The sequence below is a fragment of the Candidatus Saganbacteria bacterium genome, from assembly GCA_016223245.1.
GTDB lineage: Bacteria > Margulisbacteria > WOR-1 > XYC2-FULL-46-14 > XYC2-FULL-37-10 > JACRPL01.
Genome location: JACRPL010000014.1, coordinates 1 through 15,569, shown reverse-complemented (window position 1 = coordinate 15,569; position 15,569 = coordinate 1). Strand labels below are relative to the sequence as shown.

The window sequence follows — 15,569 nt, the reverse complement described above, 5'->3', positions numbered from 1 at the left end:
CGGCAGAGAAAAGAACTTGGCTTAAAATCGAATATTGCGGAGTGCAGGCGCCCAATGACAAGCCATATATTGAAAGCTGGTTTTCTTGCTACAAGAAAGAAGAAGTTTATCGGAATGATTATCTGAATTTCTGGGAAGCGAAAGTCGGGTTTGAAGCATACATCGATTGGTACAACGATCGACGTCCGCATGGTTCCCTGGGGAACATCAGCTCAGCAACTTTCCGTGCTGGAATTCAATCCGAATTAAAGGAGGTGCCCACAGTTCTGGAATTGCCGAAAAAACAAAATGTCTCTACTTTTTCGGCACTACTTATGTCCAGAAACTAGGGGGCTTGACCGCCTGATGCAGTAATACATGTTAGGCGAATTGTGCAAGTTACCCTTTCACAATTAGAGAGAGTGATCCAATATCACCCAGACTATAGCCTAACAATGCCAGATACGATCATAGACGATCCCATGAGCGGGATAATCTGACCTAAATGTTATATAATACATAGATGAATAATGGACTCTGCAATCATTTCGGCGTCTGCGGCGGATGCAAATTGCAAGACATCCCCTACTCCGACCAATTAAAAACAAAAGAACAAACGATCAAAGAACTGTTCGGCGAATCGTCGCCCATAATCCCATCCTCCAAAGAATTTTTCTATCGCAACAGGATGGATTTTGCAATTGGCCCGAACTTTACCGCAGGGCTCAAAAACAACAAGAACAATATTATTAATATTGAAGAATGCCTGCTTATGTCCGAAGAAAGCAATAAGATACTAGAGAGACTCCGCTATTTTATGCAGTGGAAAAAACTTGAAAGTTATTATACGGAACTGCCCAAACAGCCAAGAGGCATTATGCGCCATATGGTCATCCGCGAAGGCAAAAATATCAAGAATACGGTTATAAATATTATCACTTCAAATAAAGGCGAATTCCCGCTGGGAGCATTTTGGGAAAAAGTCCAAGATCTTGTTCAAGGAGTCGTTTGGAGCATTAATTTATCTCCGGCAGACAGATCATTTGGCGAGATACAAAAGAGTTTCGGACAAGATCATTACATGGAATCTTTGAACGGAATTAAATTTAAGATTCCTATCCAGTCTTTCTTCCAGACAAATACTTATCAGGGTGAGAGTTTGATCAAAGTAGTAAAAGAATTTGCTAATCCTAAAAGCGGGGAAAGAATTTACGATATGTATTCGGGTACCGGAAGCATTGGACTCTCTCTTGCAAAGGATGCGCTGGAAGTTATAGGGATCGAAGAAAATGAACCCGCGGCAAAACTTTCACTTGAGAACGCAGAACTTAATGGCATCAAAAACTATTCTGTCATTTCCGGTCGTGTTGAAGACATAGTGACAAAGGGACATAGCAACATAGAAAGCGACATTTTGATTTTAGACCCACCCCGCCCCGGAGCCAACAAAAAAGTTATAGCAAGGATCATTGATGTTAAACCCAAGACGATCGTTTATGTTTCATGCAACCCGACATCGCAGAAATTTGATATAGATAAACTTTTATTAGCGGGATATAAGATAAAAAAAATACAACCGCTGGATATGTTCCCCCATACGCCGCATATTGAAAATATTATCCTGTTAAGGCTTGCCTGATTTCGATCGAAGCATAAAATTCCTTTACAGGCTCCGGCACCATGCCATGCGGCAAAGGATGCTTAAAACCAAAATACACTTCGCCGGCCATTGCAAACAATTCGCTGAAGAATTTAAGATCGCAAGGCTTTAATATGTCCCTCAAAGGTTTGCTGGGGTTTTGCGCGCGCAATCTATTGACCTCGGCAGGAGAAACCAGTTCTCTTAATCTGCGTCCCGAATGATTTGAAACGTCGGCCAGAAGCATGCCCTGCGGCGTGTTCAATATTTTCCTAGCTGTACTGCCCGCAAGTAATTCTTGTATATAGGCAGCTGAAGCTGTAATAAACCGATCAACTTCCTCTGCCGTTAATTTTCTCAAATAAATATCATGGAGCGTCTCATGTAATAAAGTTGCAAGGTCGAAGCCTTTTGGAACAACTATTAATTTGGAATTTGTTCGAGACTGTAAATAACCATTAACATCATTCCCAATAAGAGCTTCGGCTCCGGGAAATCTTGGAGCATTAAGGTATACTCCGCTTGTAGACTGGCGCATCAACTTATCGTACCTGTCATAATCAGGGACAGCAAGGACGAGGATTCTCAATTCACCATCGAAATACTTGGCATTTATACCCATTTTCTCATAAAGCCGGCTCGGTAAGGCAAAAATATTGCCTTTGAATTCGTTGGGGCCGATCCTAAACGCGGGGGATCGGGCTCCGCGCATGAATGCATGGACATCCCCCGACATGAAAGCCAAGTTGGCCCTATGCGCGGCTGCATATCTAAAATGAAATGCTACAGCTCCTATCATATGAATGTAAAACTCCCTAAATATATATCGTTAAAATTTATGGGAAATTGCAGCTAAACGGAGGTGGATTTTGAAATTTTTGCTATCAGTTTTTCAAACTCCGGAAAAGATGTCTCAATACAATCCAGCAACAGCACATGACATTGCGATCCTGTGATCCCCATGAGAATCGATAGTTGCGCCATGAAGTTTAGTGCCACCGTGAATGACCATTCCATCTGGAAGTTCGTCAATTTTAGCTCCCATTTTTGTTAATTCGGAAATAACGGTCTTTATTCGATCGCTTTCTTTCACGCGAAGTTCTTTTGCGTCTTTGATGATAGTGTCCCCTATAGCTTGAGTTGCGAGAACAGCGATAATAGGAATTTCGTCAATAATGCGAGGTATCAATTCTCCACCAATTTCGATCCCCACCAACTTTCCAATTTCTACTTTCGAATTTCTAATTTCTAAATTAGCGCGAGGTTCGCCAGAAAGAAGCTCTTCATTAAGCACTTCAACTTCGGCCCCCATCCGATGAAGGACTTCAAGGATACCTGTTCGTGTCGGATTTGTGCCGACATTCCTGATTAATATATTTGAATTTGGAGCCAAAATCCCCGCAACAAGAAAATATGCCGCGGATGAAATATCGCCGGGGACAAATATCTCTCTCCCGTCGAATTCAACTCCGCCTTCAATTGATATCTCGCCACCGAATCTCTTTAGAGATAATCCAAAATAAGAAAGCATTCTCTCGGTGTGATCTCTTGATGGAATTTTTTCAATAACGATCGTTTTCCCTTTTGTATAAAGCCCGGCAAGAAGGATTGCAGACTTTACTTGAGCGGAAGCCATAGGGAGTTCGTATTTTATACCATGAAGATTCTCACCCGAAATCTTTAGCGGTGCAAATTGTCCCTCAATTTTTGCGCCCATTAACGTTAATGGATCAACAACTCTCTTCATAGGTCTTTTCTGAATGGAAAGATCACCAGTGATCTCCGTTTCAAAAGATTGCGCCGCAAGAATCCCAGACATCAATCGTATGGTCGTCCCCGAATTCCCAACATCTAAAGTTTTTGTAGATTTTGTTAATCCCCTTAATCCCTTTCCCCTGATCAATGCCTGAGTTCCTTGTTCCAAGTTCAAAGTTCTATGCTCTATTTCAATTCCTAAATTACGAAAGCATTCTGCCGTCGCAATACAATCCGCGGAATTCAAAAATCCATGTACAACCGTTTCACCATTGGCCAATGCGCCAAGCATAATTGCGCGGTGAGATATTGATTTATCTCCTGGAACTGTTATTTCGCCTATGAGGCCAGAAGTAGGATTTATCTTCAAGCTACCCATATATTGAATCTCTAAATGATTTTGCGCGTTCTAATTCAGCCTTAAGTCCAGAAGAATCGCCAGTCTTAATGAGCTTTTCAATATTTGAGAGCGCTTTCTTGAATTCTTTCAATGTCTTTAGAACGGCTTTCTTATTCGTCGTGAACATATTGACGCCAAGTTCGGGGTCGCCTGAAGCAACACGAGTTGTATCGCGAAAGCCGGATGAAGCAGTTTGCTTCATATTATCTTTTTGTTCGGAATTCATAACTGAATTAACAAGTGCCACTGAAACAGCTAATGGAACGTGGCTTATGCCGGCGACTACTAGATCGTGGGTCTTAGGGTCGAAGGTCACTATGGTGCTATGCAGCTGTGTCACTATGTCTTTAAGAGCTTCGAGCGCTTTCTTACTGGTCTTTGAAGTTTGAGTTAGGATGTAAGTTTTTCCCGAAAAGATGTCGGCATCGGATTCTTCGAATTTAACTTTTTCTTTACCAGCCATGGGATGTCCGCCTACAAAGAAGGTTCCCTTGGGCACAAGCTTTTCCGCTTGAGATACGATCTCTTGTTTTGTTGATGCAACATCGGTGACGATAGCTCCCGGCTTACAGCTTACGGCAAACAGCTTTAGAGTCGGGATTATTTGATTGATCGGAGTACAGATAAAAATAAAATCGGCATCGGAAACAGATTTTAGATCGAGGGATCCTTCATCTATCGCTCCAACTTGTTCTGCTTTATCCAATGTTTCCTGTCTATGAGGAATTCCAATAACATAGAACCCCTCCCTCTTAAAAGCTTTCGCAAGCGATCCGCCTATGAGTCCAAGGCCAACGATTGCTATTTTCTTCATATACCTATCTTATGCCGAAAGATTTTTAAATTCAACTGAAATTTTCAAGATTTGGTATCGAGAATAATATGTATCGCAAAATTAGGAGGCAATACAATGGCAGAAAGGATCGGAGCACCCCGTTTACCAGAAGCTCCACGTTTTCGACTACCTGAAGGTATTATGCCGACTCTTGCGACAAGAGCCCGCGGGATTCTTGAAGGCACATTTGGCCTACAAGAAGGACAACGCGTCCTAATAGTTCATGATCAGGGAAAAAGGAACATTGCTAACGCTTTTGCAAACGGAGTACAGATCCTCGGGGCAAAAGTTACGCCTCACGAACTTAAAGAGTGCCGATTCGCAAACGGCGGCGGGGATGAGATACTTGCTCTTGTCCGCACGGGAAAATTTGATGTTGCCTTGAATTTATTTGAAAGTCGCCCCGATGAAACACCGTACCGGGTGGTACTCACAAGCCTACAGAAAGATCATATTGCAAAAACAGGACACGCGCCTGGGATCACGGAAAGCATGCTTATGGTCAATTTCGATTACACGGAAGCATCCAGACAAGCTCAAGCCCTTAGAGCGGCTTTTGTAGGCGCTGAAAAAGTGCATATATCATCTCCTATGGGCACAAGCATTGAGATCGGAATAAAAAATAGGAAATGGGTAGACGACCTGTCGTTTGATGTTGGAAGATTTATGAACATCCCCAACGGAGAGATATTTAGCGCGCCGGAAGAGACCAAAGCAAATGGCGTGATCGTTGTTGACGGCTCGATCGGTGATTTTGGGCTTGTTCCGTCGCCGTTGCGGATCGTTGTCCGGGATGGAAAGGTCATAAAAGACAAGTCAGGGCTTGTCGGGATAAATTGGTTTTTTTCAAATGTCCCATGGGAGCACAATAATTGGCTGCAAGCATTGATCGAAAAATTATCCGTAGATAAAATGGCATCGGTAATCGGAGAGCTTGGCATCGGCCTTGTCCCGTTTGAATTATGCGGAAATCTCTTGCAGGATGAAAAAGCTTCAGGAACGATTCACATAGCTTTTGGCGAAAATACTGATTTCGGCGGAGTAAATGATTCCCAAACACACAGGGATTTTCTAGTTATTGCTCCGACTATCATCGTATATTATGGCGGCAACAAATCGCCATTTAAGGTAATGGGAGAAAGAAAAATTCTGGTTTGAAAAAAGAAAAGATAGGAACCTGCGAGTGAACCCTGCCTGCCGGCAGGCACGGCTCGCGGTTCCTATCCATCAACTTACTTCACATACTTCTCAGGATTCTTCATAAATTTCTCTGGGCACCCAGCACAGCAGAAATAATATGTTTTCCCCTTATACTCAACTTTTGAATATGCTTTATCTTTTGCAATTTTTTCTCCGGTAACAGGACAAGCGACTAGCTCGGTTGTCCCTGGAGCAATATTCTGCAGGTTCGCAGTTGTAGGTTGGCTAGCTCTATTATTAAATAAAAACCATCCACCGATAACGATCAAAAGAATAACAACTACAATTATTCCCGTTTTACGGGATCCCGCAACAATTTTAATAATATTAAAGAAGCGGGACAAATTTTTCATTTTATTTCACCTCCTTAGTAACATTCCCGGCATTCCGCAATCCGACTTTTTCAAAGATTTTATTTCACTTCACCTCTTTTTCTTTCCATAATGTATAGATCGCGGGAAGAACTACTAGGGTCAATATCGTCGACGAAACAAGCCCGCCGATAAGCGGCGCCGCGATACGCTTCATGACATCAGATCCAATACCCGCCGCAAGTATTACAGGCATAAGTCCGAAAATATTTGCCCCAACTGTCATAAGTTTTGGACGCAAACGGGAAACAGCTCCTTCCATTACAGCCTCATAAATATCGGAAAGTGTTTTCATTTTTCCCATTGCTTTCCTTCGTTTATACGCTTCATCCAAATAAACGATCATTATAGATCCCGTTTCGGCGGCAACCCCGGCAAGAGCTATAAGCCCTACCCAGATCGCGATACTCATGTTGTAACCCAATAGATACACATACCAAATACCGCCTACCAAAGCGAACGGGACCGAAAGCATTACGATCAAAGTTTCTGTAATCGACCCGAACGTGAAATAATACAAAATAAAGATAATAAATAGTGTCAAAGGTATGAATAGTTTAAGCTGGTCGGTTATCCTTTGCATAAACTCATACTGGCCCGACCATGAAAGCGAATAGCCTACGGGAAGCGACAATTTTTCCCGGACCACTTTTTTTGCATCGTTTACATAGCCTCCAATATCTCGGCCTGTTATATCAACATAAACATAGCCCGCAAGCATCCCGTTCTCGTCGCGGATCATTGACGGGCCATAACGGATATTCACATCGGCAATTTCGGAGATCGGTATTTGCGCGCCATTCATCGTCGGCACAAGCACTCGTTTTAGGTCGTCGATCTCGGACCGAAGCTCCCTTGCATAACGGATATTTACCGGATATCGCTCGCGGCCGGCGATAACAGTTGTAATATTTTCACCGCCGATTGCCGACATGATTATCATGTTAGCGTCATCGACAGTTAATCCATATCGCGAAAGCTGTTCCCTCTTAAGATCAAAGTCTACAAAATACCCTCCGGCAACCCTTTCGGCAAATGCGTTCCTTGTCCCCGGGACATCTTTTAATACATGCTCAATCTGAGTCCCGATCTTTTCGATCTCATTTAAGTCCGCCCCGAATATTTTTATTCCGACAGGCGTGCGGACACCCGTCGTCAGCATATCGATCCTGGCTTTAATAGGCATGGTCCAGGCATTTGAAACACCCGGGATCTTCATTTTTTGGTCCATTTCATCGATCAATTTTTCCGATGTCATGCCTTTCCGCCACAATTTTTTATCTTTTAGGATCACGGTTGTTTCCATCATCGAAAAAGGCGCCGGATCGGTTGAAGAACCGGCTCTTCCGGCTTTTCCAAACACCCTTTCCACTTCAGGAAAAGATTTTAAAACTTTATCCTGAATCTTTAACAGCCTTCCCGCTTCGGTAACAGAGATCCCCGGTAGTGTTGTTGGCATATAAAGGATACTTCCCTCATATAAAGGCGGCATAAATTCGGACCCCATTTTCATAAATACGGGAACCGTAATTAAAATGCTGATCATCGCACCTACTATGACCAACTTTCGATGCTTTATGGACCAGAGCGCGATCGGACGATATAACTTGATCAAGAATTTGCTTACAGGATGCACATCCTCGGAAATGATTTTCCCTCGGACAAAGATCATGATCAATGCAGGCGTCAAAGTTATTGCCAGCAGTGCGGCAAATAATATGGAATAGTTTTTTGTGAATGCCAAGGGTTTAAATAATCTACCCTCCTGTGCAACAAGAGTAAATACCGGCATGAAGGCAACTGCCATAACCAAGAGAGATGCGAAGATAGGAGGCCCGACCTCTTTCATCGCTTCGATCATGACGCTTTCGCGAGTGCCTTTGCGCAATCCCTTAAACCAATCATCCAAACGCTTGTGGACATTTTCAACAAAAACAATTGAAGCGTCCACCATATCGCCGATAGCCACCACAATCCCTCCAAGAGACATAATATTCGACGTCAAGCCCATCCAGCTCATCGGAATAAAAGCTATAAGCACCGCGACCGGAAGACCGATTATGGGAACTAACGCGGAAGGCAAATGCCATAAAAAGAAAATAAGCATAAGGCTTACAATTATTAATTCTTGGATAAGGGTATCGCGTACGGTGTCAATTGATGCTTTGATCAGGTCGGACCTATCGTAGGTTGTTACGATCTTCACACCTTTTGGAAGCCCCGGCTCAATTTCCTTTAGCTTTGCTTTTACCCTATTGATAACATCAAGCGCATTTTCTTTATGGCGCATAACGACGATGCCGCCGGCGACTTCGCCCTTTCCGTCAAGTTCTGCAATGCCGCGCCTTAAGTCCGGCCCTAATGCTACATGCGCAACCATGCCGATTGTTATAGGTTCGCCGTTCATGCCGGTTCCTACAACTATCTTTTCGATATCTTGCGTGGTTTTTATATAGCCGCGGCCGCGTACCATATATTCTGTCCCGCTCCATTCGACAAGCCTTCCCCCGACATCGTTGTTGCTCTTTCGTATATTCTCGACAACTTTCATCAAAGGAATGTTGTATGAAAGAAGGGCATTTGGATCGATGTTTATCTGATATTGCCTGATAAATCCGCCAACAGACGCGACTTCGGCAACTCCCGGCACCGATTGCAGATAATACCGCAGGTACCAGTCCTGAAAACTGCGCAGGTCGGCTAGCGAATTCTTACCGGTCGTATCAACTAATGCATATTGGAAAACCCACCCAACGCCTGTGGCATCGGGACCTAATTCAACTTTGACGCCTTCAGGCAGCCGAGGGATTATTTTGTTCAGATATTCGAGAGTGCGCGATCGCGCCCAATAAATATCCGTCCCGTCCTCAAAAACAACATAGACATAGGAGAATCCAAAATCCGAAAAACCGCGGACCGCTTTGACTTTTGGCGCGCCCAAAAGAGAGGTAATAATAGGATAAGTGACTTGGTCTTCGATAATATCAGGCGACCTGTCCCATTGCGAGTAAACGATAACTTGCGTATCCGATAGATCAGGCAATGCGTCAAGGGGAACGCTTCTAAGGGCGAATAATCCTCCAAGCGCCAGAGCGCCTACCAGGATAAAAACTATCAGCCGATTCTTCGCGCTATATTCAATAATGAATTCGATTAATTTTGCCATTGCTTAATGCTGGTGCTCCACTTTTTTCCCGGAACGCAATCTTGACTCCGAATCAAGAAGAAAGTTCCCGGTCGTGACGATCATATCGCCCTCTTTCAGCCCGGATATAACCTCATAATACGAATCTGCTTTTTGCCACAAAACTACATCACGGCTTTCAAATTTACCATTGCCTTTTGATACAACAACTATTGTCCTTTTTCCTGTATTAATTACCGCTTCTTCATCAACTGCCAATCTATTGCCCAAATTAATATTAATTACCGCATTGGCATACATCCCTGGCTTCAGCTTATGGCCTGGGTTTGAAACTTCGGCTCTAGCTTTGAGCGAACGCGTCATTGGATCCAACACCGGTGAAACCGCGGCGATTTTCCCGCTAAAAATCTCGCCCGGATATGCGACCGTATCAACTTCAACAAATGATCCAACCTTGACCTTTCCCATTTCATTTTCATAGATCGTAAGGTAAACCCAAGCCATATCCGATGGAAGTATCAAACTCTGTTGCGCCTCTCCGTCTTTTTCCAATTTTTCGATCTGCTCATCATTCAATCCCAAAACTTTCAATCTTTTTTTGCCGGACTCGACCAATGCTTCGTCGCTTAAAGCTATTGATCCAAGATATTCTTGCTCTGCAACAAATAGGTCTGGATCATTAGCAACGATACCCGCCGTCCTTATCTCTTTATGAAGCGGGCGTCGTACAACTTTTTTTGTTTCAACACCTACAAGGGCCTCTTCGTCCTGTCCGATCGATATTTCGCCCTCGGCCTCCCCTTTTTCTTTTTCGTAGACCGGGAGATAATCCATGCCCATTTCGTCTTTCATGAATACTTTCGATGTGATCTGCGGGTTCATCGGATTGCGGTAGAATAAGATCTTCTTTCCAGAGGTATCTTCTTTTTTAGAAGAAACACACCCAGCGATCAAAACACTAATCACTAATATCGAAATACTAAACAATATCGCGAGCCGTCCGTATCCCTCACCCAGTTTTTTGGTTTCGAAGCTTGAGCCTATTAACCCCTCTCCCACTGGGAGAGGGGAAATTGGTTTATGATTACTATTCACGAAGAGGCGGGTGAGGGCATTTAAAATCTTAATTATCATTTATATTCCTCCCAATAATTTTTTCGAACATAGCCAAAGCTTTCCCATAATTAGCCCGGCTTTCGTAATATTTAACTTTTGTAGCCCTATAATTCTTTTGGATATTGAGCAGTGTGGAGAAATCGATCTTATTTGCTTGATAAGATAATACTCCAACTTTCAAAGCTTGTTCCGCGAGCGGGACCAATTTATTTTCATACAATTTCATTGTCCTTTGCGCGTTTTCCGCCATAACATACGATTCCCGAACTTCGAAACTTGTCATGTTTGCCATGTTCTTATATGCGGAGTCGGCCGATTCCCGGTTCGAACCGGTTTCCGAAAGTTGATAGCCCTGCTTCCAGAAATAAAGCGGGATCGTGAACGAAAACATCACGTCATATCCGTCGCCGGATCGTTTTTTATATCCAAGAGTTGTATCCGGGAAAAATCCCATTTTACTTTTTAACTGCTCGGCGTCTTTGATATCAAGCATGGCTTTCATTTCCATAAGTTCGGGGCGGTTATTTAGCGCGCGCCTTTCAATTTCGGATAATTTCGGCAAGCCTTCGATCGATGATAATGAAATTTGCAAAATATTTCCAAGCTTGGCGTCGACAGGCTTAAAAAGCAGGGAATTCAGTCTTGCAGCCTTTACATTCCTTTCATTTCTCATATTTTCCAATTCGTTTACGGCCATTGCATATTCCGACGCAGCCATCAAAGCATCAGCTTGGGTAACCTGCCCTACGGAATATTTTGATTCGGCGATCTTTTTAAAGCTTTGCAAAAGATCCTTGTTTTGCGAAATAATTTGTATCGAGTGGTCGAAAACGAAAAGATCATAGTAAGCGGATTTTATGTCGGATACGACTTCTCGAAGCTTTTTTTGGTATCTTGCCTCGAACATCTTCGATTCATTTTGCGCCATCATCCATTCCGCGAATATCTTTCCGGGGAACATGATCATCTGATCGGCTGTATACATTTTCATTCCATCCGAAAAATTGCTGGAATTAGCAGGAATACTGTCATATTCAACGCCGATCTTTGGATCCGAAAGGCTTAAAGCTTGGGGGATTTTCGATTTTGAAGCCTCCCAGGCCGCTCTTGCCGATCGGAGATCAGGATTATTCTTAGCAGCAATGTCTAACGCTTTAGTTAATGGCAGCTCTTCAGCATTTACGGGAATATTTATTGTAATTATAATTAAAAAAACAAGGAACCAATAACGCATATTTATCCTCCAAGGGAATTGTAACAATTTTGAAACTGATTACAAGGAGATTTTATGCGGTTGGAGGCGCGTGGATACCGTTTGAAGCTGCCAATAAAAATGAGCTATCGGTTTGTGGCGTAATATCTACGATAATCCGACTGAAACCACTATCGTTATTCTCGAGAATATCGGCATTTGAAGAAATAAAATAATTTTCAGTTATCGGCTCGTATGTGATTTTGGAATTATCCGTAAGATCAACCGATTTTAAATGGCATTGGCTATAATTTGTTGTGCCACAGCAAGAATGGATGTTTTTTGAACATAAATTCGCAAAAGATGTCCCGCAGGCAGTAAGCAGTAGAAAAATAATTAATAAAGAAACCCATCTACGCATGGTTATATTGTACCATAAAACTCGCTCAAAATCGACCACTTGTCATTCCGCTTATTGCAAAAGTTATCAAATTATAGTAAATTAAAGGAGTTATGGCAGTTGCAATTACAAGTATTAGAGCAGGAAATGCATTCATTTACAACAACAAGTTGTATAAATGCATAGAATATAACCATATAAAGTGGGCACAACAGGCTCGCGCCAGGGTCAAGATGAAAGACCTAAGGACAGGGGCAATTTCCGAGAATACATTCAATGTCGACGAAAAAGTCGAAGATGTTCACATAGACTACCGCCCAATGCAGTATCTTTATAATGACGGCGATACATATCACTTTATGGACCAGGAAAACTTTAACCAGATCGAGATATCCAAAGTTCTTATGGGCGGGACAGAAAAGTATATCAAAGAAGGATTTATCGTAAATATCGCTTTCCTTGAAGACGAAGCGCTTGAAGTAACGCTTCCAACTTCGGTTGAACTTAAAGTTACAGAAACTTCACCCGGTTATAAGGGAGATACGGTCTCCGGCGGAAAGCCCGCAACAACGGAAACAGGGCTTGTTGTTTCTGTCCCTTTCTTTATAAATGAAGGCGATGTTTTGAAAGTTGATACGCGAGACGGCAAATACTTAGGGAGGGCATAAAATGGTAGATTTTGGATTAATAAAAAAACTTATTGAGATCGTTAAGACCGAAGAGATCTCGGGATTATCCGTTGAAGAAGGCGGGACAAAATACGAGATCAAGCGCGAGCACGGCGGGATGGCCTTATCGCGATAACATCACCGATGGTCGGGACTTTTTATTCGGCGCCATCTCCCGACTCGCCGGCATTTGTAAAAATTGGGGACCATATAACAAACGGAAAGGTAGTCTGCATTATCGAGGCTATGAAATTATTTAACGAGATAGAATCGGAAGTATCGGGAACGATCGTTAAGATATTAGCTGAAAACGGAAAGCCAGTCGAATTCGGCCAAAAGTTAATGCTCCTTAAAAAGGGATGAAGAAGTGGGAATTATACCCACAAGATCCAACCCACAGCTCTGACCTCTCAAAAGAACTGAAAGTATCGCAAGTTATTGCCCAGATCATTCTAAACCGCGGCATTAAAGATCCAAAAGAAGCCCAAGCATTTATAGCCCCTCGCCTTTCTAACTTAACCGACCCTTTTGGACTTCCAGACGTAAAAAAAGCCGCTGAAAGAATTGTTCAAGCCAAAAAAAACGGCGAAAAGATCGCGGTTTATGGCGATTATGACGTTGACGGAGTTACAGGCACTTCTATCTTATATGAGACATTAAATCACTTGGGATTAAATGCTACATATTATATACCGGCACGCTATGGCGAAGGCTATTCTCTGAATATTGATGCGGTAAAGAAATTGAACGAGGATGGCGTGAATATTATACTTACAGTCGATTGCGGGATATCGAGTTATATTGAAATAGAAGAAGCAAATTCGTTAGGAATGGCTGTTATTGTTACAGACCACCATAAGCCGCCAAAAAAACTTCCAAACTCTTGCGCAAATGTTAATCCAAAACTCTCTGATAATCCACAAACAAGAGAACTCTCTGGAGCAGGTGTTGCTTTCAAATTTGCATGGGCCCTACTTCGTGCTTTCGGCATCGCCGAGAATTCTTTCCTTACTTCCCTATTAGACTTGGCATCCCTTGGCACTATAGCAGATGTTGTTCCCTTAAATGCAGAGAATAGGATACTGGCAAAACAAGGGCTCGGCATATTAAATGGTAGAAAAAGGCCCGGGATAAAAGCATTATGCGATGTTGCGGGATTAAAGAACGATCTGACTATCAGGGATATTAATTTTGGTTTGGCTCCTCGAATAAATGCGGCTGGGCGATTGGACCATGCTTCCCTTTCTGTGAATTTATTGATTTCAAAAGATCCAACAACCGCAAAGAAATACGCGGAAGAATTGAACAAAGTGAACATAAGACGCCAAGGCGTTGGCGACCAAATGGGCAAAGAAGTGTTTGAAAAAATAGAAAGGCTCAATTTGGCATCGGAAAAAATAATAATTGTTTCGGGTGAAAACTGGCATGCCGGAGTTATTGGAATAATTGCTTCCCGCGTTGTCGATAAGTTCAACAAGCCGGCTATTTTGATCGGAATAAACGAAGGTGAAGGAAGAGGATCGGCCAGATCAATTGAGAATTTCAATATTTTTAAAGTTCTCGAATCATGTAGAGATCTATTTTCAGATTTTGGAGGGCACGAGGCCGCCGCTGGGTTTGAAATAGCTCCTGATAAAATAGAAGAATTCAAAAGAAGAATAATAGAAGTTACAGCCGATCTAGATATGAATTTCACATCAAAAGTCAAAGTTGATTCAAATTTGAATCCTGAACAGCTAACGCTGAATTTAGCAAGAGAAATAAAGTTACTCGATCCCTTTGGCCAAGGAAACCCCGTACCGATATTTGCAAGCTACGACCTGAAGCCGGTTGACATCAAACTAGTCGGGAACACAGGGAGCCATATTAAAATTAAATTTACTAACGGCAGCCAGACTTTTGAAGCGATCGGTTTTGGAATGGGCGAATTCAAGGAAATGTTAAAACCTACTTTATCATATGATATCGCCTACTCGTTGGCTACGAACTTATGGAACGGTTTTGAAACGGTACAACTGAATTTGGTTGATATCAAGCCCTCTGCGACTTAATAGCCGATCCTTGCAGAAAGATAGCTCGCCGATTCAACAGATGAGGCCTTAAGCAGGCCAACCATTCTTTCTCTCCAATTATCTCCAAAGATCGAATGCATCGTTCTTATGAAAGCTATAGCGGATTCATATTTTTCCTGACTTTCTCTTTTATGTATCACAAGCTATTTTCAAGGTTTTGAAGGTTTTCGGGGATTGGGGATCTTTTTGTTCTGGTTCTGCCTGAGACATTATCCAACAATTCCGCGTCAAATACCTTCCACAGCAAACTTTTTACTGCATCAATAGATGAATTAGCTTTAATCTCCAAAAATTTAGATATGCATAAACTGACAAATACGAGAGCTATATGAGATTTTATGCCTATTTCTGTCCAAAGGAATACAGGTCTAATTTCTAAATCATGCTTTGCTATCCTAAAAGTTTTTTCAATATTCCAAAGATCTTTAGAGCTTAGATATTAACAGTTCGGGGGCAATATTTGAAACATTTGTGGCATAGGCTTTTATTCCTTCCAGCAATTCGGTTTTTGCAATCAGTTCTTTATTCAATTCCAGCTTGTTGTTTACGGCGTTCTTTATGAATTTTGATTTTTTGAAAGCCTTCCCGGGATTTTCCAACAATTTGTTAGCGCGAAGTATTTGTTTCTCTCTATCGGATTTATCTTTATGCGCTCTTTTTTGAGAGAAAGCACAAATTAAATGATATTGAGAGCCTGTGTCATAAGCCCCCTATATAATGTAAAATAGTAGCAAAGGAAGGAACAAAGACCATATTAAAGGGGGAAAAGATGAGTTACAACTTTCGGACTTATGAAC

Annotated in this window: 15 protein-coding genes and 1 pseudogene; 6 read left to right on the top strand and 10 right to left on the bottom strand. The window is 42.3% G+C overall.

Annotated elements, in window-relative coordinates; genetic code table 11:
• The coding region (locus tag HZC34_06010; protein MBI5701378.1) for a transposase at positions 1 to 329 on the top strand (329 nt) is incomplete at its 5' end.
• 173 nt (positions 330 to 502) lie between these two features.
• Positions 503 to 1,618: a 23S rRNA (uracil(1939)-C(5))-methyltransferase RlmD gene (gene rlmD / locus HZC34_06005; GenBank protein MBI5701377.1), complete on the top strand. Its 1,116-nt coding sequence runs from the start codon at positions 503 to 505 to the stop codon at positions 1,616 to 1,618.
• On the opposite strand, the gene HZC34_06000 is transcribed toward rlmD, so the two are convergent.
• The 3 genes and pseudogenes from HZC34_06000 to HZC34_05990 form a co-directional block, all read right to left on the bottom strand.
• Complete coding sequence (locus HZC34_06000) at positions 1,596 to 2,417, bottom strand: hypothetical protein (protein MBI5701376.1); 822 nt, start codon at positions 2,415 to 2,417, stop codon at positions 1,596 to 1,598. The genes rlmD and HZC34_06000 overlap by 23 nt on opposite strands.
• Before the next feature lie 53 nt (positions 2,418 to 2,470).
• A pseudogene (gene aroA, locus HZC34_05995) lies at positions 2,471 to 3,752 on the bottom strand (3-phosphoshikimate 1-carboxyvinyltransferase).
• Positions 3,745 to 4,587 carry a prephenate dehydrogenase/arogenate dehydrogenase family protein gene (locus tag HZC34_05990; protein MBI5701375.1) on the bottom strand — a complete coding sequence of 281 codons (843 nt, stop codon included), beginning with the start codon at positions 4,585 to 4,587 and terminating at the stop codon, positions 3,745 to 3,747. The pseudogene aroA and the gene HZC34_05990 overlap by 8 nt, the downstream one beginning before the upstream one ends.
• 96 nt (positions 4,588 to 4,683) lie before the next feature.
• Between HZC34_05990 and HZC34_05985 the strand changes: the two genes are divergently transcribed.
• The gene (locus tag HZC34_05985; protein MBI5701374.1) at positions 4,684 to 5,766 is read left to right on the top strand and encodes an aminopeptidase; all 1,083 of its coding nucleotides are present in this window, start codon (positions 4,684 to 4,686) and stop codon (positions 5,764 to 5,766) included.
• A gap of 74 nt (positions 5,767 to 5,840) precedes the next feature.
• Here HZC34_05985 and HZC34_05980 read toward each other — a convergent pair whose 3' ends face one another.
• From HZC34_05980 to HZC34_05960, 5 genes are all read right to left on the bottom strand, one after another.
• Positions 5,841 to 6,161 (bottom strand): YHS domain-containing protein, encoded by a 321-nt coding sequence (locus HZC34_05980; GenBank protein MBI5701373.1) that lies wholly within the window; start codon positions 6,159 to 6,161, stop codon positions 5,841 to 5,843.
• 64 nt (positions 6,162 to 6,225) lie between these two features.
• Complete coding sequence (locus HZC34_05975; protein MBI5701372.1) at positions 6,226 to 9,345, bottom strand: efflux RND transporter permease subunit; 3,120 nt, start codon at positions 9,343 to 9,345, stop codon at positions 6,226 to 6,228.
• 3 nt (positions 9,346 to 9,348) lie between these two features.
• Entirely contained in the window at positions 9,349 to 10,458 is a 1,110-nt protein-coding gene (locus HZC34_05970) for an efflux RND transporter periplasmic adaptor subunit (protein MBI5701371.1), read from the bottom strand.
• On the bottom strand, positions 10,448 to 11,674 hold the full coding sequence (locus tag HZC34_05965) for a TolC family protein (GenBank protein ID MBI5701370.1): 1,227 nt from the start codon (positions 11,672 to 11,674) through the stop codon (positions 10,448 to 10,450). The genes HZC34_05970 and HZC34_05965 overlap by 11 nt, the downstream gene beginning before the upstream one ends.
• Positions 11,675 to 11,726: 52 nt before the next feature.
• The gene (locus HZC34_05960) at positions 11,727 to 12,053 is read right to left on the bottom strand and encodes a hypothetical protein (GenBank protein ID MBI5701369.1); all 327 of its coding nucleotides are present in this window, start codon (positions 12,051 to 12,053) and stop codon (positions 11,727 to 11,729) included.
• 92 nt (positions 12,054 to 12,145) lie between these two features.
• Here HZC34_05960 and efp point away from each other — a divergent pair, with 92 nt between their 5' ends.
• The 3 genes from efp (at position 12,146) to recJ (ending at position 14,751) form a co-directional block, all read left to right on the top strand.
• Positions 12,146 to 12,700 (top strand): elongation factor P, encoded by a 555-nt coding sequence (gene efp, locus HZC34_05955; GenBank protein MBI5701368.1) that lies wholly within the window; start codon positions 12,146 to 12,148, stop codon positions 12,698 to 12,700.
• 144 nt (positions 12,701 to 12,844) lie between these two features.
• On the top strand, positions 12,845 to 13,063 hold the full coding sequence (locus tag HZC34_05950) for a hypothetical protein (protein MBI5701367.1): 219 nt from the start codon (positions 12,845 to 12,847) through the stop codon (positions 13,061 to 13,063).
• Entirely contained in the window at positions 13,060 to 14,751 is a 1,692-nt protein-coding gene (recJ, locus tag HZC34_05945; GenBank protein ID MBI5701366.1) for a single-stranded-DNA-specific exonuclease RecJ, read from the top strand. The genes HZC34_05950 and recJ overlap by 4 nt, the downstream gene beginning before the upstream one ends.
• Here recJ and HZC34_05940 read toward each other — a convergent pair.
• Positions 14,748 to 14,912 carry a hypothetical protein gene (locus tag HZC34_05940; protein MBI5701365.1) on the bottom strand — a complete coding sequence of 55 codons (165 nt, stop codon included), beginning with the start codon at positions 14,910 to 14,912 and terminating at the stop codon, positions 14,748 to 14,750. The two genes, recJ and HZC34_05940, sit on opposite strands and share 4 nt — an antisense overlap.
• A gap of 285 nt (positions 14,913 to 15,197) precedes the next feature.
• Positions 15,198 to 15,374, bottom strand: coding sequence for a hypothetical protein (locus HZC34_05935; protein MBI5701364.1), 177 nt, complete (start codon positions 15,372 to 15,374; stop codon positions 15,198 to 15,200).
• Between the last annotated feature and the right edge of the window lie 195 nt (positions 15,375 to 15,569).